The organism is Parapedobacter composti (genome assembly GCF_900112315.1).
Classification (GTDB): Bacteria; Bacteroidota; Bacteroidia; order Sphingobacteriales; family Sphingobacteriaceae; genus Parapedobacter; species Parapedobacter composti.
The window spans coordinates 1-26,015 of the sequence record NZ_FOLL01000027.1 but is presented as its reverse complement, the minus strand read 5'-3'; the positions used below and the strand labels follow the sequence as shown (position 1 = coordinate 26,015).

At 52.9% G+C, this 26,015-nt stretch carries 22 protein-coding genes; 4 read left to right on the top strand and 18 right to left on the bottom strand.

Annotation, left to right across the window (positions count from 1 at the left end; all coding sequences use genetic code 11):
• The 9 genes from BM030_RS19945 to BM030_RS18390 all read right to left on the bottom strand — a co-directional run.
• Positions 1-2,804, bottom strand: a 2,804-nt coding sequence (locus BM030_RS19945; protein ID WP_170845831.1) for a DUF6443 domain-containing protein, incomplete at its 3' end; no start/stop codon positions are given.
• 99 nt (positions 2,805-2,903) lie between these two features.
• A complete protein-coding gene (locus BM030_RS18425) occupies positions 2,904-6,722 on the bottom strand; it encodes a hypothetical protein (protein WP_090975079.1) in 3,819 nt (1,272 codons plus the stop codon).
• A gap of 91 nt (positions 6,723-6,813) precedes the next feature.
• Positions 6,814-7,227: a helix-turn-helix domain-containing protein gene (locus tag BM030_RS18420; protein ID WP_090975078.1), complete on the bottom strand. Its 414-nt coding sequence runs from the start codon at positions 7,225-7,227 to the stop codon at positions 6,814-6,816.
• A gap of 21 nt (positions 7,228-7,248) precedes the next feature.
• Entirely contained in the window at positions 7,249-7,890 is a 642-nt protein-coding gene (locus BM030_RS18415; RefSeq protein WP_139215947.1) for a toxin-antitoxin system YwqK family antitoxin, read from the bottom strand.
• Between the two features lie 10 nt (positions 7,891-7,900).
• Positions 7,901-8,392, bottom strand: a complete 492-nt coding sequence (locus tag BM030_RS18410; RefSeq protein WP_090975076.1) for a hypothetical protein — start codon at positions 8,390-8,392, stop codon at positions 7,901-7,903.
• Positions 8,393-8,409: 17 nt separating this feature from the next.
• Positions 8,410-9,390 (bottom strand): fibronectin type III domain-containing protein, encoded by a 981-nt coding sequence (locus BM030_RS18405; RefSeq protein ID WP_090975075.1) that lies wholly within the window; start codon positions 9,388-9,390, stop codon positions 8,410-8,412.
• Positions 9,391-9,397: 7 nt separating this feature from the next.
• Positions 9,398-9,931 carry a type II secretion system protein GspM gene (gene gspM / locus BM030_RS18400; protein ID WP_090975074.1) on the bottom strand — a complete coding sequence of 178 codons (534 nt, stop codon included), beginning with the start codon at positions 9,929-9,931 and terminating at the stop codon, positions 9,398-9,400.
• Positions 9,928-11,163: a hypothetical protein gene (locus BM030_RS18395; RefSeq protein ID WP_139215946.1), complete on the bottom strand. Its 1,236-nt coding sequence runs from the start codon at positions 11,161-11,163 to the stop codon at positions 9,928-9,930. The genes gspM and BM030_RS18395 overlap by 4 nt, the downstream gene beginning before the upstream one ends.
• Before the next feature lie 5 nt (positions 11,164-11,168).
• The gene (locus BM030_RS18390) at positions 11,169-13,046 is read right to left on the bottom strand and encodes a type II secretion system protein GspD (protein ID WP_244519044.1); all 1,878 of its coding nucleotides are present in this window, start codon (positions 13,044-13,046) and stop codon (positions 11,169-11,171) included.
• Positions 13,047-13,241: 195 nt separating this feature from the next.
• On the opposite strand from BM030_RS18390, the gene BM030_RS20515 reads away from it, so the two are divergent.
• Both BM030_RS20515 and BM030_RS18380 read left to right on the top strand, forming a co-directional pair.
• Positions 13,242-13,634, top strand: coding sequence for a MauE/DoxX family redox-associated membrane protein (locus BM030_RS20515; RefSeq protein WP_397236443.1), 393 nt, complete (start codon positions 13,242-13,244; stop codon positions 13,632-13,634).
• 20 nt (positions 13,635-13,654) lie between these two features.
• On the top strand, positions 13,655-13,909 hold the full coding sequence (locus BM030_RS18380) for a hypothetical protein (RefSeq protein WP_090975071.1): 255 nt from the start codon (positions 13,655-13,657) through the stop codon (positions 13,907-13,909).
• A 50-nt stretch (positions 13,910-13,959) separates the two neighbouring features.
• Here BM030_RS18380 and BM030_RS18375 read toward each other — a convergent pair whose 3' ends face one another.
• From BM030_RS18375 to BM030_RS19940, 4 genes are all read right to left on the bottom strand, one after another.
• Positions 13,960-15,270: a TlpA family protein disulfide reductase gene (locus tag BM030_RS18375; RefSeq protein WP_170845830.1), complete on the bottom strand. Its 1,311-nt coding sequence runs from the start codon at positions 15,268-15,270 to the stop codon at positions 13,960-13,962.
• A 10-nt stretch (positions 15,271-15,280) separates the two neighbouring features.
• The gene (locus BM030_RS18370) at positions 15,281-16,651 is read right to left on the bottom strand and encodes a RagB/SusD family nutrient uptake outer membrane protein (RefSeq protein ID WP_170845829.1); all 1,371 of its coding nucleotides are present in this window, start codon (positions 16,649-16,651) and stop codon (positions 15,281-15,283) included.
• Positions 16,652-16,664: 13 nt separating this feature from the next.
• Positions 16,665-19,898 (bottom strand): SusC/RagA family TonB-linked outer membrane protein, encoded by a 3,234-nt coding sequence (locus BM030_RS18365; protein ID WP_170845828.1) that lies wholly within the window; start codon positions 19,896-19,898, stop codon positions 16,665-16,667.
• 235 nt (positions 19,899-20,133) lie between these two features.
• Positions 20,134-20,376, bottom strand: coding sequence for a hypothetical protein (locus BM030_RS19940; protein WP_170845827.1), 243 nt, complete (start codon positions 20,374-20,376; stop codon positions 20,134-20,136).
• A 622-nt stretch (positions 20,377-20,998) separates the two neighbouring features.
• Between BM030_RS19940 and BM030_RS20510 the strand changes: the two genes are divergently transcribed.
• Positions 20,999-21,238 (top strand): helix-turn-helix domain-containing protein, encoded by a 240-nt coding sequence (locus tag BM030_RS20510; RefSeq protein ID WP_090975068.1) that lies wholly within the window; start codon positions 20,999-21,001, stop codon positions 21,236-21,238.
• Positions 21,239-21,274: 36 nt separating this feature from the next.
• Here the strand turns inward: BM030_RS20510 and BM030_RS18355 are convergent, their stop codons facing one another.
• From BM030_RS18355 to BM030_RS18345, 3 genes are read right to left on the bottom strand one after another with little or no spacing between them, the layout of a single operon-like run.
• Complete coding sequence (locus BM030_RS18355; protein WP_090975067.1) at positions 21,275-21,478, bottom strand: hypothetical protein; 204 nt, start codon at positions 21,476-21,478, stop codon at positions 21,275-21,277.
• 28 nt (positions 21,479-21,506) lie between these two features.
• The gene (locus BM030_RS19730; protein WP_244519043.1) at positions 21,507-21,890 is read right to left on the bottom strand and encodes an ATPase; all 384 of its coding nucleotides are present in this window, start codon (positions 21,888-21,890) and stop codon (positions 21,507-21,509) included.
• Between the two features lie 6 nt (positions 21,891-21,896).
• On the bottom strand, positions 21,897-22,754 hold the full coding sequence (locus BM030_RS18345) for a HEPN domain-containing protein (RefSeq protein WP_090975066.1): 858 nt from the start codon (positions 22,752-22,754) through the stop codon (positions 21,897-21,899).
• Between the two features lie 257 nt (positions 22,755-23,011).
• Between BM030_RS18345 and BM030_RS18340 the strand changes: the two genes are divergently transcribed.
• Entirely contained in the window at positions 23,012-23,269 is a 258-nt protein-coding gene (locus BM030_RS18340) for a hypothetical protein (protein WP_090975065.1), read from the top strand.
• A 315-nt stretch (positions 23,270-23,584) separates the two neighbouring features.
• Here the strand turns inward: BM030_RS18340 and BM030_RS18335 are convergent, their stop codons facing one another.
• Positions 23,585-23,929 carry a hypothetical protein gene (locus BM030_RS18335; protein WP_090975064.1) on the bottom strand — a complete coding sequence of 115 codons (345 nt, stop codon included), beginning with the start codon at positions 23,927-23,929 and terminating at the stop codon, positions 23,585-23,587.
• Between the two features lies 1 nt (position 23,930).
• Positions 23,931-25,742 carry an RHS repeat domain-containing protein gene (locus BM030_RS18330; RefSeq protein ID WP_090975063.1) on the bottom strand — a complete coding sequence of 604 codons (1,812 nt, stop codon included), beginning with the start codon at positions 25,740-25,742 and terminating at the stop codon, positions 23,931-23,933.
• Positions 25,743-26,015 lie beyond the last annotated feature (273 nt).

The window sequence follows — 26,015 nt, the reverse complement described above, 5'->3', positions numbered from 1 at the left end:
GTGTTGTCCGTCACGTCGTAGTTCAATACGTTGGCCGTGCCGCCGCCTTTGTAATGCTGGACAAAGCGCCTGGTTATCTCGCCCCGGCTGTTGTAGTGGTTCACCTCCCACAGCATATTGGCCGTGCCGGTGCCAGCCCCCAGCACCTTCACTCGGCTCACCGTGGGCAGCCCCTTGGTCATCGTGCTCCCGGAATGGGTGTACTGCGGCGGAAGCCCCGGAACGGCATAATCGTCATAATACTGCAGCCTCAGCGTGGTGGTGATGGACGAGGTGGGCCACGCCACGTTGGTATACCCGTTGCCGGTTGAAGTCCGGCTTTCGCGGAGGCTGGATGTTGCCCAGCCGTCCACCAGCGCCTGCAGCGCTGCCCGGGTAATGGCCGTGTTGCCGTTGTTCCATGTGCCGGTAAGCGCCTCGCGCCCCAGCCTGTCGTATTTCGTCACCGTCCATTCCCGCGCCTGCCGCTGCAGGCTGTCCTGCGTGGCCACCAGTTCGTCAAAGGCATTGTATACCAGGTATTCCCGCCCCTTGCCCGGAAGCTGCTTTTCAACCAGCCGATTACGGCTGTCATACTGGTACTGGTATACGTAGTTCGCCAGCCAGCTTTCGCGGGCCGCGCCAGCTGCGGGAAGCGTCGCCCTGTCGGGCGCCGATTCCGGCGTCAGCACAAAGGACAGGTTGCCGTAGTCGTCATATACGTAATAGGTGCTCAGCATCTGCACGGTACCGCCCTCCCTGTTGAACAGGCGCCGCAGCACCACCCGGTCTTGCTTGTCCCTGTACTCCTCTACCGTGCCCGCACGGTTAGCCGCCCCCGCCGCCGGCACCCAGTTCTCATCTTTAGTGATACTGACGAACAGCTCCCCCGGTGCATAATAGCCCGCGCTGCCCGACGGCAGCACAAGCGTGGGCTTCCAGGTACCTGAAGCCAGCGTCACCCCGTATCTCGCTACCCGACGGGTGGTTTCCAGTGCAGTAAACGCTTCATCGTTATTGAAAGCATACGCTGAAACAACCGTGCGGCCGGACGTGCCGCCGCGCACTTCCGCAGGCTGCCAGACCGCACCGGGGAAGCCTTGCTCCACCACCCGGTTCAGCGGTGAGGGTTCGTACTTACGCTGGCCGAACGAAGGAAGCCCTTCACTTGTCGGGTTAATCGTCACCACACCGGCCGGCGGGTTACTGTAGAAACCCGATTGGTTGACCAGCGCGTCAACCTTAAACGCGCCGCCAGCCCCCGTGGCCGTCGCATACGGAAGGTAGTCCCTGTCCTGCCGGCCGAAGGCATCGTAGGCAACGGGCGTCACCACGTCCATGTCGCCCCCCGGCGCGGCTTTTATCTGTATCGCCTGCTCCGGCCGGCCAAGACCGTCGAAATACGTGATGTCACGCATGACGGAATCCAGCGGCGCGTTCGCCGGAGGCGTTGTATACCGCCCCAGGTAGGTTGTCTTCGCGATGTAGTTCCGGTCCCGGCTAAAGCCGTCATCTTCCACCGAGAACGTCAAGGAATACGTGCCCGTGCCGCCCGCATTGTAGGCCGTGACCGTGTAGGTTGCCGAAGCGGCGGCCGCCGAAGGCGTGCCGCTGATCGTGCCCGTCGTCCTGTTGAAACTAAGCCCCGGAGGAAGCGCCGGGCTGATGGAATACCCCTGCCCCGTGCCGATGCGGCGGATACGGTTGTTCATCATGTCCGAAACGTACATGTTGCCCTGCCCGTCGAAGGCAATGCCCGCAATGAAGTTGAAACCCGCTGACAGCGGCGAACCGTTGGCCGAACCCGCAGAACCCGTGCCCGCAAACGTCGTAACAACGCCGCCCGGCGTTATCCTGCGGATGCGGTGCGCCAGCAACTCCCCCGCATAGAGGTTACCCGTGGTCCCGTCCCGCTCCAGCGATATCGGACGGCTGACGCCCGTCGAAATCGTCGTAACCGCGCCTGACGGCGTAATCCGCCGGATACGGCTCCCCAATTGGTCGCCCACATAAACGTTCCCAGAACCGTCGATGGTGATGCCCTGCGGAACATTGAACCGTGCCGAGGTGCCAACACCGTCCACGTTACCCTGTACACCCGAACCCGCAAGCGTGGTAACCACGCCCGAGGGCGTTATCTTGCGGATACGGTGGTTCTGCTCATCCGTAACATACAGGTTCCCGGAAGCATCCACGGCAATGTCCGTCGGAAGGTTGAACCGGGCGGCCGTGCCCGTACCGTTGGCAAACCCAGCCGTGGACCCCGCAACCGTCGTAACAACGCCAGAGGGCGTGATCTTACGGATACGGTGGTTGCTGCGGTCGGTAACGTAGATGTTGCCCGAACCGTCGATGGCAAGCCCCTGCGGGTAGCCGAAATTGAAACTGGCTGCCGTACCCGTACCGTTGGCCGAGCCGGCAACGCCGCTCCCCGCAAGGGTCGTAACAACCCCCGAAGGCGTTATCTTACGTATCGCATGGTTACGGGCATCGGCAACATAGACGTTACCCGAGGCATCGCACACAATCCCCGTCGGGTAATGGAAAACCGCCGAAGTCCCCGTGCCGTTTACATAACCCTGCCCTCCCGAACCCGCAAACGTCGTCACATCCCAGTCCGAATACACCGCCCCGCCCGTGTTAACCGGAGTGAAATTCACCGCAACACCGGCCTGAAGGACCCCCGGAACCGAATAACTGATACTCGGCGGGGCCGGTACTGACATCGGAACCGCCATGGCCGGTATCGTCTCCATCCCGCGCGCCGCCCCGCTGTCCGCCGATAGGCTGTCCCGGCCAACTTGGGCATAAACCCAAATTGGCATAATCGGCAATAGTAAATATATAATCGCTATTAATATAAAGAGGCGATTAACACAGATGCGTCTATTTGAAAAATGCTCCGTAGCTTTCATGACTGGCGGTTAGTTATAAAGCATAGTAGTAATCATGAATTCGTAACTTTCGTTACCCTCCAGCACATATATTTCATCCTGGTCAAAATCGTCCCAATACTGGCCACCCATAAAGCCGTAAATAATACAGCCGTTCTGGTAATTCACATCCGCGCTCACGCGCACGCTCAATTGGTAGCTCCCTTCGGGGACGTATACCGTACTTTGTTGAGGAGGTGTTGTAATAGGATAGAACTTATACGTTGCCACTACCGCTCCGTCCTTAACAAAATCCATCTCAACTTGCGACGGGTTGGCCACCTGCGGAGCGATAGAATATGTCAGCCGCACAGCTGCCATGTTTACCGTTAACGGATCAACTACGACATCTTCCGGAAAGGTCAACGATTCGGCAAACAATCTGGCAGAATGATCAACGGATTCCTGGTTAAAGGAAGACAGATACGTGCCCCCCGGGACGATATGATTATAAAAGTGTCTGGTACTTGGTATACTGACCGATCGCATAACCGGAATATTCGCATACGTCAACGAATTAGGGAGCGAAGGCCCACGCATATGGTAATCGTACTGTGCGACGATATGCTGGTTATGGTCTTTCTCCCAAACAAGCCGCCCCACGGGGTCGTACCCGTAATACGCCGCCTGGCCGTTGGGGGCGACCCGGGTTTGGATGCCCACCAGCCGCTTGTAACTGTACGTGCTGATTAGCCTTTCCACCGGAAATGTACTCCGGAGCCCGTCAAGAAGCGTTTGCAAAGCCGCATCGCTGGCCGGGTTGTTCAGCTGCACATTCGATTTGTAGCTCGACGGTATACTGGCATAGCTGACCCCTTTGAGCTCGGCCACAGGATATAGGTTTTGATAACCCCAGAGGTATGAAACCGGAAGACCGTCCCGCCCCGTATACTGCAAAATATTGCCGTACTGGTCATATTCATTAAAGGTAATGTCCGTACTGAGGGGCTGGCCCTTTACCGAACTCTGCACGGTGGCCGGCGCTATCAGCCCGAAGCCCACCGGAAACTCCTGGTAATTAATCCGTTTCCTGGCTACTTCCACGCCCAGTGTAGGGTTTGATTCCACTTCCTCCACCACGTGACTGATCATGTTGGCGGCCACCATGTCATTGTATACCTGCGTACCAGGAAAGTTATACGCATACCTGACTCTCTTCATCATCGACTGCCCCTTGCTGTCGGTGGTTGTTATTGCCGATGGCTGCAGGTACGGCAAATTGTAGACATAATCCGTTACCGTCTTGAGGCTGTCGCCCCCTTCATACGAGGTTTCGGTTTCTTTCGTTAGCAGCAGGCGGCCGGACGGGATACCGTACTCTCCCAACACATAATTCGGACCGGGATAGTGCAGCGATGATCCAAATCCCAAGCCTGTGTATAATTCTACCGTATTGCCGGTGAAATGTCCGCCGGCAATTACGTACAGTACACGCTGGAATACATATGCCACCCGTATCTGCTCCGGTCTGAGGTACCGTTGATATTCGTATTCTTTCTTGTTTATCATTTGATAGCCAAAACCGGTCTTTGGCTTATAGCTGGCAACCGACTTTTGCATACCCATTAGTCCGTCTGTCTTCAGATAACTTATATTCGTGCCGGGTATCCGGTTTTCCCGGTAAAGCGGCGCATAGTAATCGTGGAACTCCTCCGGTTTATAGTATTCGTATACCGTTTTTCCAGTTTCCTGCCCTAAATCCTGCTTATATTCCGTAACCTTCAGGTAGTAAATCGGCGATCCATTACCATAGGTATAATCAAGAGCCGAAGCCGGGTGGTATGTTGTCTTTTTCTCTATAGCAAGGATATTCATACAATTGGTAGACCAGCAGGAGTGCGGATAGTCCGGTGCCCGCAGATATGCCACCTCCTGCTCGTAACTCACGGCCCCGTAATGGAACCTGCCCTGTTCTAACGTTCTCGACGGTTTATTCAGCAACAGCCCCGTGCCTTCTTCCGTCACCCCGTACCGATAATACAACTGGCCCTTGTGTACGCCATTCTCGTCATAATTATTAATGCTGCGTATCCGCAGTCCTCCACTGAGCTGATGCACCTTATTAGTCAAGAGAAGTTGGCCCGTAAACTCCTCCATATATTGGTTGGGTTCAAAATCAAAATCTGTAAACCCGCCCGTAGGATACACAATCCGTTTCAGTATACCTCGTTTCATGTCGGTTTTATGGGATGCCTCGGCCCACGGATTTTCCCAACTGATAGTAATTGGAACGTTGGCAACGAAGTTCGAACAGCCTCCCATTACATCGCGATAAAACCGTGGCTGGATAATATTTATTGTTGGAAGAGACATCATAACATTGTTAGCGAAGGCTATTTCCATTGTACTCTCGTTGGGATAGCCCCAGGCATCGTGACCTTTCAGGTGATTCCCGTAGCAGAATTTGTTTTCGTAGAACAATGCATAGCGCTCATAGGTATTTGTTGCATTCCTCACATGCAGGGAATCCAGGTACAGCGTGCCCTGAAAGTTAAGCCCATTGAAGTTCTTGGCCTGTTCAACGTTAATAGCATTGGTGTATGAATGAAAAAAGTGCATGGATTTCAGCTCTTCGTTATTACCGTCCAGTACACGGATGTAGTTCAGCTTATCTGTACCGTTGAACTGTACTTTGCCTCCCCGAAAACTGATTTCCGAAACCGACAGCCCCGCTACGTTGATGCTTGAACCGTAGTTTGTTGAATTGTTCCACTCGTAAGCACGGTTGACCACATTGTTCAAACTATTCAGGTGAGGAACATAGAAATAGGCTTTGGAGCTGTTGCCGTAATAAACCATGTATTTCGGCGATGATATCTTGAAAAATTGGCTTATGCCACCTATAGTACTGAGCAACGACTGGTAGGTCATAGTAGGACTGTTTAGTGGGTACATATTTGATCGATAATAAACGTCTCCAACGTTGCAGGGATTCTCGTTATCATAGTACTCAAGATAGTCCCTGTATGTCCGGTATTTAGCCACCGTTTTATTGGAATAGGTAAAGGTGATTTCGTCCGTACCGGCGCTGTTCACGATGCGTTTACATTTCCAGGCCGAGCGAAAGCAGTTGCCCGTAGCGCAATTCCCATTCCAGTCTACCGAACCCGACACCTCGATTCCCTTGGCCAATAATTGGTTCACGTCGCCGACCCCCGGTTCTCCGAAATAATATACCGTGCCGTCCGTATCCGTAATGATGAACGCCCCGTTGTCATATTGGATCTTGATATTGTCAAACGGAACGGGCACAATGGTATACCCGGTGCCTGCATTGTTCTTCTGGAAGTAAAATGAACCCGATTTACCAAGCAATTTATACGTAAACTTATCCGGCGCGCCATCCTTGTCGCCATTGGCCAGCCAATAGGCCTCCTGCCCGTTTGGATTTAACGGATAAGCGCAACTGGGGCAGGTGGAATAATTGGGATAAAAGGCTTTTACCAGGGGGTTGCCGATATAGCCGTTGGTCATGAAATCGTCCTTGCCGTTCACCGTTCTGGTAATCTGTAAATCAGAGCTCAATGACCATCCCAGTCCGGCACGCGTGGCCTGCTCGTTGATCCGGAAACCGCCGGCATGGTAGACCAGTTCGATCGGCAGCTTCATCCCACCCACGTTGATTTCCCAAAACGGAACGCGAATGTCCGGAATCCCTGTGTTGTAGTTGATGGGGTAATTCACCATCTTGGCCAGCGCAGCCGCCTCCGGCGACACGGGAATCACCTGCGGCGGGGCTTGGCCGCGTGTTGCGTGAAAGACGACCGTCAGCAGCAATGCCGAGGAGATACATGCTTTCCAATTCTTCATAGTAATAGCATTGTTAAAATTGACTAAGCAATATTAACCCATAAACCGATAGGTAGCTATGCGTTTTGGTTATGAATATGATGGGGTTTGGTTATAATTTTGATAACCTGTGGTTATAATCGCCGGTTTTGCTCCGTAAATCCTCTATCTTGGCATCTTTCCGTGCTACCTTCGCTTCCAGCTCAGCGATGCGTTTCCGGTACACTTCCAGCAACATGTTAGTATTGTGCAGCTGTTCTTTGAGCTGTACCCACCGTTCTTTCATCTCATCAGCGTCATCGTCCAACATCATCGTGTCTGAATAGAATCGTTGTACCGGTACCCCGTAAAAACCAGCAAGCGCACCTAATTGGCAAGCGTTGATATTCGTAACCCCGTTTTCCATTTTCTTATAGGCCGGCTGCGATATGGAAAGTACTCGTCCTACATACTGCTGGGAGTAGTTGTGCGCTCTCCGCAGCTTCAAAAGATTGCTGCAAATCGTTTCTTTGAATCGGTTGATCATGTTGTATTTCGGATTTAGTGATTACCAAAGTACCCCTCCTATCCAATTTGCAGCACGCGTAAACCAACCCTGTCCATTTCCGTCCACTTCCTTACCGAGCCGATAACGTTTCCGCTCGCGGTATGTGCTATCGCCTGTGTGGTACGTGGTGATGCTGCCGTTGAACTTCCCGTCGCGCAGGTAGCCGCGCTGTTGCAGCGCGCCGGCTTCGTTATAGATGACGAACTTCCCGGTTTCCGCGCCGTCTTTCCAGCGCGATACCTTGCGTAGCGTACCGTGCTCGTCCCAATACTGCCACTTGCCCACCGGCAGGCCGTACCGGTACCTGCCCAATACCCGCAGCCCTCTGTGGTTATACCGTTCCACATAGCGCCCGTGCAGCGGGTGCCCGTGGTATCCGCCCTGCGTACGGTAGACGCTGTCGCGGTAATAAGAATGATAAGTCATTTGCGGCGCCGCACGGCCAATGTAGTGTTGGCGTGTAAAGGTGATTTCCACGAAACCTTCATCGGTGCGCAGTACCGCCTCATTGCTATACGGAATGGCTTCGTTAAGGTAGCGTTGTCCATAGGCCTGCCGTACCGCGGTTAGCCAAAGCAATATCATTAACGATACCGCAAAAATCCGTGTTGTCCGTTTAAAGAAAAGGTCGTGTGTCATCATCGTCATTGTACTATTGTCCCTGCATCGTCAGCGTGGCCACCTGCCCCTGGTGGCTTATGGTGATAGAACTCCCCTGCATGCTGAGCAGGGTATACCCGTCGATGGTTTCTCCGGGCCTGAGCATATATTCGCGGCCGTTGACGGCCACCAACGCTATGGCTTTCTTCCCTTCGCTGTTCACCGAGCCCAGGTATTGTACCTGAGACCAGTCGATATACGGTAGCTCCATCACCGGTTCGGGCTGTTCCGGTGCGCCCGTTGGCCCCGCGCCTCCGTCCACCGATATGGGCGCCCCCCTTGCCCGTTCCAAAAAAGGGTCGGGGTAATCCAGCAGCAGGCTGTCACCGGTATGGCGGTGGGCAACGGTTTTCGGTTTTCTTTCCGCCGAGGCGCTGGGCGGGGTCGGTTTATTATCCCCAAGTCCCGCAAAGATCCGGTAGAAAATAGCTCCCCAGAGCAGCACCACCAACGCGAGCAACGGATAGGTTAACTTTTTTTTCATATCCGCGGTTTCAAGGGTTAATTGATAATGGTAAAATTGCGCCAGCCACTGTATCCGCTTTCGTTGCCCGCCCGATCCGTCGCCCTGACGCGCCAGAGGACACGTTCGCCCCGTGTTCCGGCATCGAACGTATACGATGTGCCTGTTTGCCGCAGCGGAAACTGGCTGCTGTAGAGGGTCGAGTCGCTTTTATAGACATATAACCGGTAGGAAACCGCATCTTCGCTGGCATGCCATTGCAGCGTGGCCGGACTTCTCACCTGGGCGTTGTTTGCCGGGGCAGCCAGCGCAGGGGCGTCAGGAGGCGTGCGGTCGTGTATAAACCGGCGCACGGTAGACCACCGCGATTGTGCGGTGTCGTTCTCGGCGCGTACGCGCCATTCGTATTCCGCTTCTGCCGGCATCGTATAGGCGAACGATTCGCCTTCTACCACCTGCTCCAGCACCAGCTGGCTTTCATCGGCAAAACCATTCGTGTCTACCTGCACGCGGTAGCTGCTGGCACTGAAAATGCCCTGCCATTCCAGTGTCACCCGGCTTTGGGACGTCAGGAAATTATCCGGCGGCGCCGCCTGTAGCACAGTCTGCGTGCTCAATGCCGCTTCGTGGATGGTCAGCGTCCGCGTGGTATAGGGTGTTTCGCTGCTGCCATTGCGAGCCTTCACCCGCCACTGGTACCGGCCCGGCTCAAGGCTGATGCTGAACCTGTTTTGTTCAAGTGTGGTATCGGCATGGAAGAGCACCGCATCCTCGAAGGAGGGCGACGCCAGCTGCAGCCGGTATTGCAGTGCACCGTCAAGCGGCTCCCAAAGGAAGGTTACCGCATACACGCTGGTCTGCGCATCCGCACCGGGGGAGAGCAGCTCCACCCGGCTGTCTGTTATCGGTTCTTCAAAGAAATCCTTGCAGGCACCTGCGCCCATTGCCAAGGCCGCCATTACGACCAGCCGGCCATGTAAGGCCAGCCGATTCCGCAGTTGTTTTACTAACTTTTCCATTCGTCCGTCAATCGTTGGCCAACCGCACCGTGCGCAGTTGCAGCAGCAGCTCTGGCGCCCGCGTGGTGGGGTTGGGTTGTTTTATGAAAGAAGCACTCAGCAGGTTGATGCCCTGCTGCTGCTCCACGTCGTGCAGCAAGCGGAGCAGTGCGCTAAAGGACCCTTCCAGTTGATATTCCGTATAATGCACCTGCAGGGCACCGGCCCCCAGCCGTTCCGGTGCAGGCAGGCTGCGCACGCTGACTTTGCGGTGCTCGGCCAAGCGGGCTATCCGCTCCGGTTCTGAAATGGCCGTATCGCCTGCAGCGGCTGCCTGCCCAAAGAGTTGCCCCGTTTCGGCAGCCCTGGCGCGCAGGCGGGCAAGCGCCTGCAGGTTGGCCTGCCGGGCGGCCTCCCCTGCCTGCAGCGTTTTATATTCCGAACGGAGGCTCAGCGTGGGCCTGATGGCCAGCAGGTAACAGGCCAGCAGAAACAGCAGTGCCGCCCCCCACAGCATGCGGTTTCTGGTCCGCCAGTCGTATCGGTCAAACAGCTGCTTCATGGTTCCAGCGTTAATGATAAGGTAAATATCCCTAAGCCATTGCGGCCGTCAAATTCATACGAATCGATTTCCACGGCCTGGCAGAAGGGCAGTTGCCGCAGTTGTTTCATCCAGCCATTCAGCAGCGGCACGTCCGTGCAGGTGCCCCGGATGCGTATGGCCGAGGGTGCGTGCACGGGCCTCCGCTCCCTGCGGCTCATGGCCACGTCTTTCGGATATACCGCCAGCTCCGTGAGCAGGATGCTTGCCGGCCTTGACGCCGCAAGGCGGTCCGTCATATACGCCATCCCCCATCGCGGCATATCAGCATGCCACAGCCCCTTCAGCAGGGCATCGCGCTCCGCCCCCTGCTGCTGTAGCTTATTAATCTCCCGCTGGATATCCAGCGCATCGCTTCCAGCAAAGCCAGCCACCTTGTCCGAATAGTGCATGAAATACAGCGCATTGCCCAGCAGCACCACCAAGAAAAACACCATCACGGCAACGGCCGAGCGCCGGAATGCCCATTTACCCCGGCATTCCGCGGCAGAGGTCTGCAGCGCCGCCACTGGCAACTGCGCAAACGGGATGTCGCTGATGGCCACAAATGCCACGGCAAAGGCAGGCACCAGCCGCTCATTCAGCTGCTCGCCGCCCAGCTCCACCCGCCGGGCAGTTACGGCCGAATCATCCGGCAATAGTTCATAGCCCGCAATTTTCCCCCCATGCAACGTAAAGCGGTGGCGCCATAGCGCCAGCACCTCCCGCTTTTCATCCATGAGGAACTCCCTGAAAAAATCCACCGCAAACGGACCGAGCCCCGCACCCAACAGCACAAGACCCTGCGCCTGCAAGGCGCCAATGACATCGTCCACCTGCGTTCTCCGCGCGACAGACACCATATGAATGCCCTCCAAATCCGCAGACTGCACGTAGAAATCGTCCGGTTTCGCGTTGGGGAGCACCTGCCGCAGCAACGCCTCATCTCCCTCCCCGGCACCCCGTGCCACGGACCGGTGGATAACACCCTTGCCGCCCATGGCCACCATCATCGGCACCCCCGCCGGCACGTGCGCGGCAATGGCACTGTACGACCCCAGCCCGTATTCCCCACGCACGAAATGCACCTTCGTTCCCGCGCGCCTCACTACCACCAGGTTGGCCACCAATACGTCCCCTTCGGCCAGCAGCAGCTCCACCCCCACCACTTGGGGGATATGCCTGAGGTATGACGTCAGCACGGCAAACATCATGTTAACTATTGATAAATGATGGTCGGTTTGATAAACACCACCGAAACAATCTTATTCCGGGATTTGCTCCGGCTGCTGAACAGCCATTTCAGCACCGGAACGCGCGACAGCACCGGCACACCCGACGAATTGTTGGCCGATTCGAAGCGTTCTATGCCTCCCAGCACCACCGTCTCTTCATTGCGCACGCGGATGATGGATTCGAATTTGCTGGTGGTACTCGGCGGCGGCTCATCGATCGGCGTATCCTGCGTGAAGTCCGAAATATCAATAGTGATGTTCAGCGTAACCTGTTCGTCGCCAGACACAATGGGCCTGATGTTGATAGTCATGTCGGCGTTCACATCCTGGTACTGCTCCGTTACCACTGTCTGCGGGTTCAGCGAACCCATCACGTTCTGCGTGGAAAGCCGGTAATAACGGGTGCTGCCAATGCTGAGCGATGCCGTGTGGCCGTTCAGCGTAGACAGCTTCGGTACTGAACGCATTTCCACGTTGTTGTTGTCTTCCAGTGCGCTCAACGTAAGATAGAAATTAGGCGTAACCCGTCCGAGGTTGAACGAGCCCGTGCCGATGCGTGAAAGAAAGTCGTTGATGGATGCCGCGCCGAACGTATAGTCTACACCCGGCAGCACCCTCCCTCCCGTGCGCACACTATCAGACACCCCCGCGCTGATGCCCGTTTTGATGTTGTACCCCTTGCGGATGTCCATCATGGTCACCTCAATAAGCACCATGGGCACCCGGGTATCCAGCCTGTTCACGATGTCCACAATTTCGCGTACCTGCGGCCCCGGTCCGGCCACCAGCAGCGTATTCTGCTCACGGAACTCCTTCACCTCCACGCCCTGCCGCCATTCTGCCGGAATCATCGCCTGTATTGTATCGATGGAGCGGTTCTGCAGTTGCACCACCCGCATCTCGCGCAGTCCCTCCAGGCGGCGCTCGCCGATGAGGTAGATGCCGTTCTCGTTTTTGTGGGCATATGCGGTGCCCCGCAGCAGAGCCGTCAGCAAATCATCGAAACTTACCTGCTTCAGCCGCGTGGTAATGGTACCCTGCAGCGGACTGAACAAGAAATAATTTGCATTCACCTGATCAGCCGCATACCGGACAACCTCCTCTATCGGCGTATTGTTGGCCTCGATGTCCAGCAAGGGAGCCGTTCCCTGCGCCTCCACGTAGAAGCTCCCGCCCTGTCCCATGCCGCCATCGGTGGCCACCGAAAGCGGCAGCCTGCGGGTAGCGGGCTGTGCCTCACTGTTTATGAAATTCTCCTCCCGCTGACCCAGCGGAAGGAACACGAACGCCCCGTCGGCCGTTTCCGCCAGCTTCAGCTGGTTGTTGAACGCCAACTGGCGCAGGGCGGCCGGCAGTTCCATCTGCTGCACAAAGAGCGTCACCGTTTTTTCACGCAGCTCGTTGGTTACAATCACGTTGGTGCCGCTCCGCTCAGTAATGGCGCGCGCCACACGCACGAGACTGTCGTTCTCCAAGGATAGTGTCAGCCGGCCGTGTTCCTTATCATAGTCCGCCATGATGGGTTTGGGCCTCCTGTAATCCTGCGGGTTCAGCTGCCGCACGGAGATGATAGTACCGATGAAGCCGATGTCCAGGTGATACTCCTGAGCAACGAAGAGCAGGATATTCCGGGCCGTTTCCGACTGGAAGTTGTTGTATATCCGGGCGTCAACAGACGGATCCACGCTGATGTTCAGGTCGGCCGCCTCGGCCAGCGCACGGAGAAATTCCTGCATTGAAGCGCCCGACACCGACAGGGTAACCCGTTTGGCCAAGCCCGGCAGTTCCACAGACAGGTCGCTCAGCCGCTGTTCCAACTGGGCCATGCGGTCGACCTGCTGGGCCAGTCCCTCGGTAGTCAACAAAAAAAACGCGCAGTATAAGCAAATGCAGGTTAAGGCGGTAGATATCGGTCGTCTCAATGGTTAAGTTACTTTAATCGGGTTAATTACGCATGTTGATTAGTGATGCTAAATATAAACATTTTTCCAAAAACCAACTCATTTTTTAGCACACAACCGCTATCGAATACATAATCCGGCACGCTTGCAGTTCGAATCATAGATGGACTGAAAAACTCGCCCCTCATTCCTACCTGGGCGGCATGGCCGGTGGCTATTACAACAGTAATCGCCTTTTATGGAATTATTATCCTGCTGTTGGTTGGCTTTTGGAAGGCCAAGATCATGGAGATTGGGCTTTGGTGCACGACCGCATTACTATTAGTTTTCACATTGTACGTCGCGGCCATCATGACTGTAGCGCCTTACAGGCCCTGCATTTGCATCGGCATGGATGAAAAACTTGGCTTGGGCTGGGGCGCCCACTTGCTGCTTAATGGAGCGCTACTGGCTGTCGCATGGAGCACAACATTGCTGTACTACGCATATAAGGAACTTTTTGCAACAAGTGAGGCGCCCTCCCAGCCTTTAAAAAACGGGAAATTTTAAAAAGAAAGGAGGTATTAGGTATGAAACGCAAGCTTTTCAGCATAATAGCGTTGGTTGCATTTGCAGCAACCACAGGCTTTGCTGTTATCAAGGCGAATATCCAGCAGGATACCATCTGGGTGTATGCAAATGATGGCACAACAACAAGCACGCCGGACTGTCCGCTTCCCAGTTTAGAGGTTTGTGCCCAACGGCATGAATTCAATCCTGAAACGGGTGAAATCGGTGAGCCACTTGAAGGCGAGGAAAACCTTGTCCGGGGTCAGCGGCCGTAAAATCCGGTTAAGCATCCTGGGGCGGCTGGCCATCGCCCCAGGATGCTCTTTTAGTCCGTAATGACCAACATGTCTATTTCCCTTTTCTCGGGCACCAAATCCAACCCGTATCTCTTCAATTTACTGCGGAAAGTCGGCAAGTCAGTCAAATCACCAACAATGGAGATATCGATTCGAGATGGAAGCTCGACATCAAAAATCAATGGTCTTTCATTTCTACCATACAGCTTTCTTAAACCTTTGATTAGAAATGATGAGGGACAGTTACGGATATACAGGGAGTCATGTTGACCTAAATTGAACTTGGACGCTCTTCTTTCGGTTACTTTTAGAAGTTCCATGTTCCCTACCTGCTTAAGCACCAAACACTCCTTCGTCATCTTCCGTACGGACGCCCTGAAGCCAAAGAACGTGCTGACTTCCCGTTGCATGATGGAAAAGAGGCTATCCGAAAGAGCAGGCGGAACCCGCGATTCATAGGAAAATATATTCGCGTCTAGCCACGCGTCCAGATTTTCATCCACCACCGGAAAACGCAGTGCATCGGGGTTTGCGACATCCAGTACCTGCCTGTTTTCATTGACAAAAGGGTTGAAATCGTGATCAACATCCTCTCCAAACGCAATCGAATACAGATATAGTTTGTCACTGTTCAACACGCGGATACGGACCGGCTTCTTCGTGATGGAGTCGATCAGCACGCCTGTTGTGCCGCCATTGTAATCGGGTATCCTGCCCATTATGGTGCTGTAGTACTGCAGTCGCTTCAACTGCCTCCCGCCCCCTTCTTCCAGCAGGGATTTGGACAGGTCAAAATCCTTCCGTTCACCTTTATCTGCAAGCGCCGGCTGCTTGCCGTCCAAATAGGCATGTATGGTTTTTTCGGTGGTGTTGTATCCGTTCGTGAAGTACCGCACTACACCGTTTTCGTCTATCCACGCATGGGCGGGTACTGTCCGGTACTCAAACAGTTGGGTAAGCACCGTGTCCCCTACAATCGACGGCAATTTGGTTTCTCTGACTATCCGCGACCTCTCTGCCAACCGGGCTACCGCTTCCGGACTGTCATCGGTGACCAGCAGGATCTGGATCCGATCGCCAAATTTTCGCTGCAGTTCTTCCATCTTAGGGAAGCTTTCGATGCATACTGTACAATACACGCCCCAGAAATCCAATATAACCAGCTTCCCCCTTAAATCGGACAGGCGCAATTGAGGCTGTTTGTAATTTGTAATGTCTACTGTCACATCCGGCACGGTATCCCCGATCCGGAGGGCGCCGTTTGTACCAGATTGTGCGATAAGAAGCACCGGCAGCTGAAGTAGGCAATAACCTGCTGCAATTACTTTTCGTAAATTCATGGATTTCCAATTAATATGTCCCTGTTCTATCATTCTGTTCAATACCTGTGGCCAATAAGATATAGGCCGGAATAGGCAGCGTATACCGTCGGTCGTTCGGCGGCAGTACGAACGCAGCGCCATTTACGATACGGCGCAGTGTTACCGCCTGCTCCGGCTCCTGGTTGAGCCGCCGGAGGTCCGTCCACCGCAATCCGCGGAAGGCCAGTTCCTTCCTGCGCTCGGTCAGGACAAGCCCCAGTGCATCCGCAGCCTGCAGCGTATCACGCCGGAAAGTGCCTGTCCGGTAACGTCGTTCGAGCAGGTGTGCGAGGTCATCCAACGCCCCCGACGCGTCACCGTTCCTTGCCCGGCACTCCGCCCTGATCAACCACACTTCATCAGCCGCCAATCCACCAAACGGCTCCACGGTGCCGGTATAGTATCCCTTAAAGCCGATCGTTCCATTGGTGTTGTGCTGGAAAAAGAGAACGCGCCTGAGGTCATCCGGATGATAGCGGCCGTACAGCACGGAATCTACCTGGCCGTAGGTGACGTAGGTTAAAATAGAACTGAGTCGCGAAGTGCCGTGATGGATTACTTCGTCGTTGAACGGTGAAAAAGGCGTACTACTCGCAATATCCAACATATTGTAGTCAAGCAGCTCCTGATGGAACTGCAGGCACGAATCAGCAAACTTCAGGGCATTTACGTAATCGCGCATGGAAAGGTAGCAGCGCGCCAACAAGGCAAAAGCCGCGGCCTTGGATGCGTCGGTCTTGAATTGCGGTCGGGGCGGCAGCAATTCCGCAGCCCGGAGGAGATCGTCTATGATGCGGCCATAGTTTTCCCGCAGGCTGCTGCGCACCGTCGCCGCCTCAACGTCTGAGGCAAGGCGCAGCGGTATGCCGCGTTCGGCTCCTGCGGTCTCTTCGATATACGGCGGAGCAAATTGCTGCGCAAGGTTGAAGAACGACCGTGAGCGGAAAAACAATGCGCTCCCCTGCACACGATCCCATGCCACAGCGTTGGCCGGAGTTCTGGGTATCCCACCAAGGCCCTCCAATACCAAGTTGGTGTATAAAACCTGGGCGTAGTTTCCGTTCCAATCGGCTGTTAGGGTGGCCGATTCGAACATGTCGTCCTGCCAGGTATATAATGCGCGGTCCGCCTCGGACAGCGATGCAAAAACTTCATCGGAAACGTAATAGTTGTCGGCAGCTGGCTCGGGCAGGCCACGGTGATCATATTGGAATACATCCACGTTGCGCAGCAGGGCCTCCATATCTGCCAGCGTGCTGGGTACCACCAGGCTCACGTCCCGCTTCACGGCGAGCCAGCCATCTTCGCATGCGGTTCCGCATGCTGATATCACCATCAAGTAGCAAAGTCGTTTTATCATGATCGTCATTTTATTAGTTCAGGTTAACATTAATCCCCAATGCGTAAGTAGGCGGTGCCGGAAGCACCAAGCCACGGCTACCCGCCAGCCTTACCGTGCCATAGTCCGGATCAAGCCCGGCATCATTTGCCCGCCAAAGGATCGCTAGATTGGCGGCATAGGCGTAAAATTCCATCCGTTGCAGACCCAACCGGTCCGCTACTGGCGCTGGCAATGCATAGGACACCCTTACGTCCTGGAGCCGAATGTGGTCTCCGCGCTCCACCAGAATCGACGACCGGCTGTAAAATGTCTCCCTCGAACCGATTAGCGGATAGCGCATGGCGGGTACATCCGTATGCTGTTCATCACCCGGCTGTTGCCAGCGCCTAGCGAAATCGGCATGGCCATTATACGCGGCAAACAGTGTACTGTAATTCAACGAGGCCCTTCTAAACGAATATCCAAGCTTATACGTCAGGTTTACCGAAAGGGACACCCTCCGGTAAGTAAACGTGTTCATCAGTGAACCGAAGAATGACGGTGTAGCCCGCCCGTGATAGACGAGGCTGTCGTAGCTATCGGCTGCGCTGATTATCTGGTTGTATTCACCAGATACCCTGCCGTTCAAATACCCCCTCGGGTCGCCGGTTTCGGGATCGAGGCCAGCCCATGGGTAGCTATACACCCCGAAGAGCGGCCGGCCCACCGTGGGCGACAGCTCTGCCGAGCTGCCGGTGAGGCTGGCATCGACAAACAGGTAGTTTGAGGCCGTGGTAGGCGACCCATACTGTGTGACGCGGTCGGAAACGAAGCTTCCGTTGAATGACGTGTGCCACGCGGTCCCGCTGCCGTTCACGTTCTTCGCTTCCAATAACACATCAAGACCACGGCTTTCCATATTGGCCACATTGCCCCGGAAACGCGTGATCCCGCGGGTGGGTTCCAGCGGTGCGTAGCCGATCAGCCCATCGCCTTTACGCTCATAGTACTCAACGCTGCCGGAAATCCGGTCGGCAAACAGGCCGAACTCCGCGCTGGCGTTCCACATTGCGGTCTTCTCCCAACGCAGGTTGGGATTGGGGGGCGACTGAAGGCTGGCATAGCGCTGCCCGTTTATATTGGCCGAAAGAAACCTGGCCGTTGCAAAGGCCGTCGTCTGCTGATCCATGTTGCCATTATACCCATAGGTAAGCCGCAGGCGCAGCCTATCCACCCATTCCGCCCCGAAGAAGGGTTCGTTATGCAACTGCCACAGGAAGCCCGCCGACCATAACGGAACGGAGCGCTGGTTGGCACGGACCCCGAAAAGGTTCGATTGGTCCATCCGCCCGCTGGCCGACCAGGTGTACCGCCCGGAGACCGTATAGGCCGCGTTGGCGAACCACGAGCGGTAGCGGTCTACGATGCCGGTATGCCCTTCGTTGCGCAGGATTGACGTGGCTGTACCGGACGGATATTGCCGGTACAGCGTATCGTAGTTTACAGGCGAAGATGTGCCGGTGCTGCCGTCGTAGCCGTAGTAACCATAACTGTTGCCATCAATCCGGTTGTCCCGTACCTCGAAACCTCCTATCACCGCAAGCTGATGCCCCTGCCATGAGCCATCGTAATCCGCCACCGCCCGGAAATTGTGGGAAGCAAGCGTCCGTTGCGCCATCGAAAGGATACCGCCTACGGGTATGTTATTTCCGGTGACCCGTCCGTTTTCAACCGTCGAAAAGCGGTTGATGAGATCCCGCGTATAATACGTCTCCGCAGATTGCAGCAGCCTGTCTGCCGTGGCCTGCGTTTCATACTGATAATCAGCCTTGAAACGGAAGCCATCAAACAGTCGCTGTTCTATTCCCGCCGTACTGCGCACGCCTATCAGCCGTTGGGTATTATCTTGGCTTTCCAACTCCTGCAGCGGCCGGTAGTGCCAGTCGAGCAAGCCCATTTCCCCGGCCCGCTCCACAAACGGAAGCCGGTAATTCCTAGCCATAGGCAGATAATTGCCAGCGTCGTCGGCAAAGCTGACGTACGGATAACTATCCCGCGAACCCATATGAAATTGGCTCAACGCCAGATTGCGGGCAGTCGACGACCGGGTATAATACAGGCCGCCGTTGAGTGTAGTATTTGCAAACAGCATGAATCGCTGATTGGCGGCGAGCACGATGCGCCCAAAGGATTCCCCTTTGGTATGGGCCTGATTCCTATCGAGGGAAGCCGAGTAGCGATATGCTGTCCGGTCGCCACCACCAGAAAGATCCAGCGCGTATTGCTGGCGGACACTACGGCGATAAAAATAACGGCTCAGTTCGTTGCGGTAATCGATATTCCGCAGTGCATCGATCTGGCGTTGTGCTTCCCCATCGGTCAGTTCGCCATCGCGCGCTGCCGCCAAAAGCTCCACCACCGGACTGAGCGCAGGCGGGTTCACTGCATTATTCAAGCTCGTATTAAAATAGCCGTTGTCAAACAGAAACCGCTCCACGTCAATGAAATCCGATGTCGATATCCTCGGCTCATACCACAGGTCCGGCTTCTCGCCCACCGTCACGTTGCCGTTGAATGAAACTTGCAAGGGCTGTCCGGCTTTACCTTTTTTTGTGGTAATCACAATCACCCCATTGCCGGCACGGACGCCCCATATAGACGCCGCAGCAGCATCGCGCAGGATAGATACACTTTCCACATCGTTCGGATTGATGTTGCGGATATCACCCTCATAAGGGAAATTATCCACGACGATAAGCGGGTCGGCGTTCGCAAAGATGGTGCTGCGTCCACGGATGCTAAGCTTTGGATCACCCCCGGCCCGCTCATCGAACATCAGCGAGGGCACTACCCCTTTCAGGCGGCTGATGATATCCGTGCTGACGGCTCGGTTCAGCAGCGCACTGTCCACAAAGACAAAACTTCCCGTGGCCCGTTCTTTCGGAAGCGTCTGGTAACCTGTTGATACGACCTCCACCTCTTCCAGCATATGTTCTGCCGAATCCAGCGCTACGGTAATCCGTTCCCTGCCGTCAATGCGTTCTTCCACGGATATGTACCCCATGTAGGAATAGCGGAGTACATCGTCCGGTTTTGCGGAGATGCGATACTCCCCCAGCCCATCGGTAACGGCATGGATACCTGTGCGTTTGTTGGTGATGGTGGCTCCTCGGATAATTGAGCCATTGACAGCCGAAATCACCTTCCCGCTCACAGAAAGGCCCTTCCCTAAAGCTTCCGGGACATCATTCCGCTGCTGTGCCCGGGCATGAAAGCATATGGTCATCAAAAGGATCGATACCATCAACCCCAAGGCGGGGCCCGGCCCACTACGGGCCGGAACCTTCGCATGGGTACAAACACATGATTCTTCGATATTTCTTCGGAGCTCCTTCTGGTCTTCCTTTGGTCTCGCTTTGGTCTCCGGGTTACCTTGGTTTGCGCACACCAATAGGAGTGTAGAACGAGTTAGCACAGAGTTAGTACCGAGCTCCGAAGCTGACACTGTACAGTCTCCAGTTTCATTCCGCTCCGATATATACTCCTTCCCTTGCCCCTCCAAACGTGCCTTTCTCCCGTACGTTTGCCGTGCACCCTTCGGTAAAGTGCCGTTTTTTGGCCTTTTTGCCGAGATATACCCGGATATCACAGGGATATGGCCTGAATGAGGGATAAAGATAGGTGGACAGGAACACGGGACTGAAGCGACTATCCGAAGACCAGATACACCCGTGCCTGCCTTTCTCCTGCCCGTGTTCTGCCATCTCGCGTGCCGTACGCGTGCCGTATGCGGCGCGTATGTTACTTTTTCCCGCATACAGCCCGCATACGCCCCGATAAATTCTCGGGAGATGTCAGGAGAAAGGCAGAAGAAAGTACGAACAAAGGCAAAGCATGTTCGCGAGTTTCCTGTATAACTATTCCGCTTATCCGATGCGGATTGTTGGTGTATATGGTGAGTTGGTTCTGTTCGTTTTAGGCAATGCGAGTCCCTTAAGCGTAAATTTTGCTTCATTATTATTATGTTTGGTCCAAAGAATAATCGGTTGACAAACAACGCCAGTTTTCAATAAGCGTTGGCTGAATGTGAAAATAAAGCCCTCATTCCGGTGCAGAAATAATATTAATGAAGGAATCTAGTAAAGGATTTAGTTGGTATGCAAAAACAGCAATACGGGCGGGCCTCTTCAACTCATTGCTGAGGTCTGAGAAATCACCCGAGCGTCGAATAAAAGAGGCCGCTCGTACGCCGTTGTTTTTTGGTCCTATTGATAACATCCGTTCATTTTTAGGTTTCTCAGGCCGCGCAATGAGGATGTTCAATGGCAAATATATAATACATGTATTATAATACCAAATGTTTTTTTATCTTATTTCGGTGTTGCAATGGCTGAGAGCATTTTAACACCGATTGAGCAACACGTAGTCGACTTTGTTTATAAAATTCGAACAGAAAAAAATCTTACGCAAGAGGACATTGGAACGATAATCGACGTTAAGCAGACCTTTATAGCCAATATAGAAAATCCCAAAAATCGATCAAAATACAACTTGAACCATATCAACAAACTCGCGGATCATTTTGGTCTTTCACCTCAGGATTTTTTACCAAAAAGGCCGTTATAAAAAAATATATGAAAAAGTGAGATGGCTTCTAGCCTATTAATGGGTATCTTCTTTCGGTAATGTTTTAAGCAAGTCTTTGGCGGGCACTTCTTTAATTTCACCATCACGCTTGATGACGAGACTTTCCCCGTTGGCAGCAGATTCCTCCACTAATTTCCGCAACGCTTTCCGCAGCCCATGCAACACTTTATCAGCGAAGGGGGTCTCGGGAGGTATTATAGCATTATGGTTAATTGCCATTGCTTAATGATTGACCAAATTTCGTCATTTAATAATACGGCTTCTCCAAATTCATCGTATTTAGCGACCAACAGCGGCTCGACGTCCATGTTATCGAACACGAGCCATCTATCACATAGTGGCACTTCATAACCTTCCCCTTAGCTTCCTTAATGAGTGAGACATAACTCCGTGTAGACAAGGTGGTCTCAAAAGCGAAGTCGGCCCGCTCATTCAACAGATCGTGAATACGCGAGAGCATGATGCGGCCAGCTTCCAACGCCACACGCTCTGGATTGAAGGGAGAAAGCCCTGCTGCGATGTTATCGGCATTGACAAATTCCTTGCAATCCAATATTTCCGGCAATATGGTGTAACTCGCCGTCGTTTTTCCAGCACCGTTACAACCCGCTATGATATAAAGATTTGGCACGGTTCTTTATTTGATGCTTTGAATTTTCTCGGTACAAATCCGTTTGACAATTTCTTTCATCTGGGTGAGCTTCGCAATCAATTCTTCACATTCCTCACGGGTAATGTTATAGTTAGGTTTGTAGCGGGCTTCGATATAGCCCCTTTTCAAAAGATCAAACAAGTGGGTTTGGTGAGCATCTTCCGGCGGTGTTAAAAACAAGGTGTATAACTCTCGGCTCAAATGCTTGGAGTAATTCCGCATTTTTTGCAGTCCATGCATGGTTGGTTTATAGCCCTCAAACACCAATAGTGCTGTTGCATAAAAGTTTTCGGCTGCCTGATGCAAGGAAAAAGCACATAGACGATATTTATCTCGAGTCAAATAAAAGTTTGCGCCCGTTAGAAAATCATCCCCGTTCGGAAACCATAAATCAAAATAGTCTTGTGCTTTCTTTTTTTGTTCTTCAGGGGTTAAAATCTTCGGTTTTACAAACTCGGTATTACCAGTATCATACAACAAAATACCCTCATTAATGATGCGGATAAAAAAAAATTGCCCGAACGAAAGGCCATGGTTAATATAGCTTATTGTATGAGGGGCCGGGCTAACAATGCCCTCGAAATCATTACAACGATTCTCAATGTGGCTAGCGATACTTGTTTCTTGATCCTTTTTATCATCGCTAAGTACCACCAAAAAATCGTAATCACTAATGTAACTTAATTTGATTCCATCCTCCACATATGACGAATCCACCCATTTACCTGTAGCGTGGCTACCGAACAAAATAATCTTTTCCGGGTTGGCCTCTTCCTTAATTATTTCAACAGCCGCTAAGATTTCTTTTTGCTTTTCTTCGGGTAAATGAGATAAAAGGTTCATCGAGTAAAGGTAGGAAAAATTTTTGCAGAAACAGAAATAACGCCACTAATATCTTTAGTTTATTTCCGCCCGATGCGCAAAGCGCCGAAGACGGATGAAAAGTGGTTTTTGTATAAGGAGGATTTAAAGGACTTGGAGACAAGTAAATTTTTTTAATACATTGACATCTCGTCCTAACAGCGACCTAAAATCGTTAATACCAGCGAGATTGGTTTTCCAAATTCTTGATGTATCTTTGTTAGGAACGGGAGGTAAACATGGCAGTTAAAGAAAAAAACACAGCGGGATCACTTTCATCCACTCCTAGGTACAAAACCTACTCCATCGCCGAGGTTATGGCTGCTGGCGGTGCAACCGCATTTGCCAATAAACTAGGTAAAAACTCTGCAAACATCCAGGATCGGCTCAACAAGCTGCCGAACGATGCTTTTTTAACAAAGGAAGAAACTGATAAAGCGCTCGAAACGTTGAATGAAAAGTCGGTTTTAAATCGTGGACAACATTATCAGCAGTAGAAACAAATCGTGTGCTTAGCTTAGTACTCGACCTAACGGCAACACTCGATGCCTCTACTAAAATCTCATGATCTAATCGTACCCCTTTTACTGAAAGTACTCGACTTAGTCCACCAGTAAGACTGACTTCCACATGAGCTGAACTTTCAGTTTCATCATAGGCATATGTTTCCGAAGTAACAGTATGATGGCTTTGGTAAAAATTGATTGGACTTGCAGAAGCAGGTATGACAAACTGAAAAAAGAGTACAACAATTGGAGTTAGAAACACTCTAAGGATCAAATTATTACTTTTATTAAAATGAAACTGGCTCATCATTCTTTTAAGTCTACTTCCCATTTAACTATGCCGTTTTTCTCTGAACATATCCCGATTGATACTTTCCCATAATCATCAAAGCAAAGGTTGAACTCTATAAACTTATCTTTGATGAAGTCTTTTAATTCCGAGGAAGCATCAACCATTTTATAAAACAGTGCCTTAATTTCTTCCAACTCTCTCAGACATTGCTGTCTTGTCAAATTGGCAAAATTCGTATACTGAGACCATCCGGTCACTTCAATCACTCTCGGCTTTTCTGCCCCTAGTCTTAATTCACCCACTGTAAAAGATTGTCCGTCTTTTAAAAATTCTAATGCCGTTCTTATTCTCTCTTCCATATCACCTGATTATTTTTATAGCACTTGCTGGAATGTGCTGATTGAACAGAAACTCCATTCCTCCTCCAGCACCTAAACCGGGTAGATTTCCTTGGACTCTCCTGATTGCAGCAGGGGTTAATCCAGATGTATTGATTCGGAGCAATGAATTAGGCAAAGCCCTATTAGCTGGTAGAGCTAATTCTATTTGAGCTTGCAGTGGCCTTAATGTACTATTATTGGTCAAATATGAGAATCCATCCCTTCCAACTCTTAAACCACTTTGAGAAATACTTTGGGCTGCTTCCCGACTGGTGTAATGATATAAATACTTAGGTGCTCCCCTAGCGGCTCCCCCAGCAAGGGCTTTTAGCCCCCCAGCTAGCCCTCCAGCACCGAGGTCTATAATCCAGTTCGCATCCACTAAGGCGCCATTACCCATAATCGGGAGTCTGCTGAATGGGTCTATCTCATTATACCGGTAATTCAAATCATAAAAACTGGTGAACGCTTTATCTAACAGATTATCCGGATAACCCATGAAGAGTGCTCCGGTACCTCTGCGATAGGCATCCATCGCAATGAACAGTTCGTCCATGAATGCCATCTCCATCCTCCCAAGCCCCGAGGAAGCTCTTATCTCAGCCATCGTCTGGCTCCCGAAGATATAATCGGCGCCACCCAACCACGCATATCCCGCACGAGCACCAAAACCGTCGAACCACACCGCCTCCGAAGTGCTTCGGGCTCCCAAGGGCAGGTACCAGTCTGTGCGCTCACCGCCATCCGGGTCAATCCCATTCACCGGGTCGTTCCCCATCCCGACGTACGGCGACCAGTATTGCCCGTAAGGGTCGATGCTCAGCCACCGGCCTATCGCCGCATCGTAATTACGAAGCTCAAACGCATTCCAACCCGTCTCGCCGTCTTTCTCCGAATACTCCCCCTGGTAGCCGTAGCGCCAGCCCGTGCCGCCTGAACGCAGCACCATGCCGAAGGGATAGTAGTCGGCATAGTAAACAACGTCCGCGTTCCCGTTAGATAGCTTGTTCCGGTTAATCACGGCACGCACGCTGCCAAGGTGGTCCGTCAGCGCATACTGGTAGCTGTTGCCCTGCCGGAAGTAGATACCCAAACGACCAGCCCCGTAAACCGGCTGCTCCTTCAGCGCCATGCTCCCGCCGTGGTTGTCATATACACCCATCAGCGTGCCCCCGGCATCATATACATACCACGTCAAAGAACCGTTGCGGTGATCCTGCTTCTTTATCCGCTGCCCCGCCTCGTCATAGACAAAACTAATGATTAAATTGGTCTTAGCCGAATTGCTGTAGATTTTCGTTACCTTCCCACTTACGTCATACTCCAGGTACATCCCGCTGCTGCCCTTCACCTCGCTGGAAAGCCTGCCTATCGCATCGTACGTGTAGGTGGCGTAGCCGGGGACGGAAGCAAGCTTGTTCGTGCCCGCCACGTAACCGTACGTGTAGTCGGCCGTGGTGGCCCCGCCGCCGTTGGTCCGCTTCAGCGTCTGGATGTTCCCGTTCCCATCATAGCTCAGCCCGTACTCCCTGTACAAATTCGTCTGTTCGGTATACGTGCCGTTACTGTAGTTCGGCGTGCCCCAGCCGCTGTGCTGCAACTGATACTTATGGTCATACCGGAATGCGTTCATCACAGGGGCGTCCAGCCCGGTGATGGATGACGGCTTGCGGCTTTGCCAGCTCAATCCGCTCAAGTTGCCGCTGTACTGCGCCGGGTAGCTGGCATGCTGGATGCTGCCAATGCCCGTACCGGCTTTTTTATAATCTCCGGCATGGTATTCAAAATTCATCCCGAATACGTCCGGTGCGAAACCGTTGGCCGCGCCGTCGCCCCCCGGGTCGCCCCGGCTGTTGTAGTGCTCGTGACACAGTTCAGGTTACACTACCCAGGCGTGTTAGGGTATTTAGGTTTAGGTTAAATTAAAGAGAATTTTGTAAAATTACACAGTCTTAATTTGTGGATGTAAGCTTCCCTAAAAACAGCTACGATTATTAATGTAGTTTTATAATTTTAGGGACAATGAAAAAGAGCAATTTCAGCGAGGCGCAGATCATCAAGATTC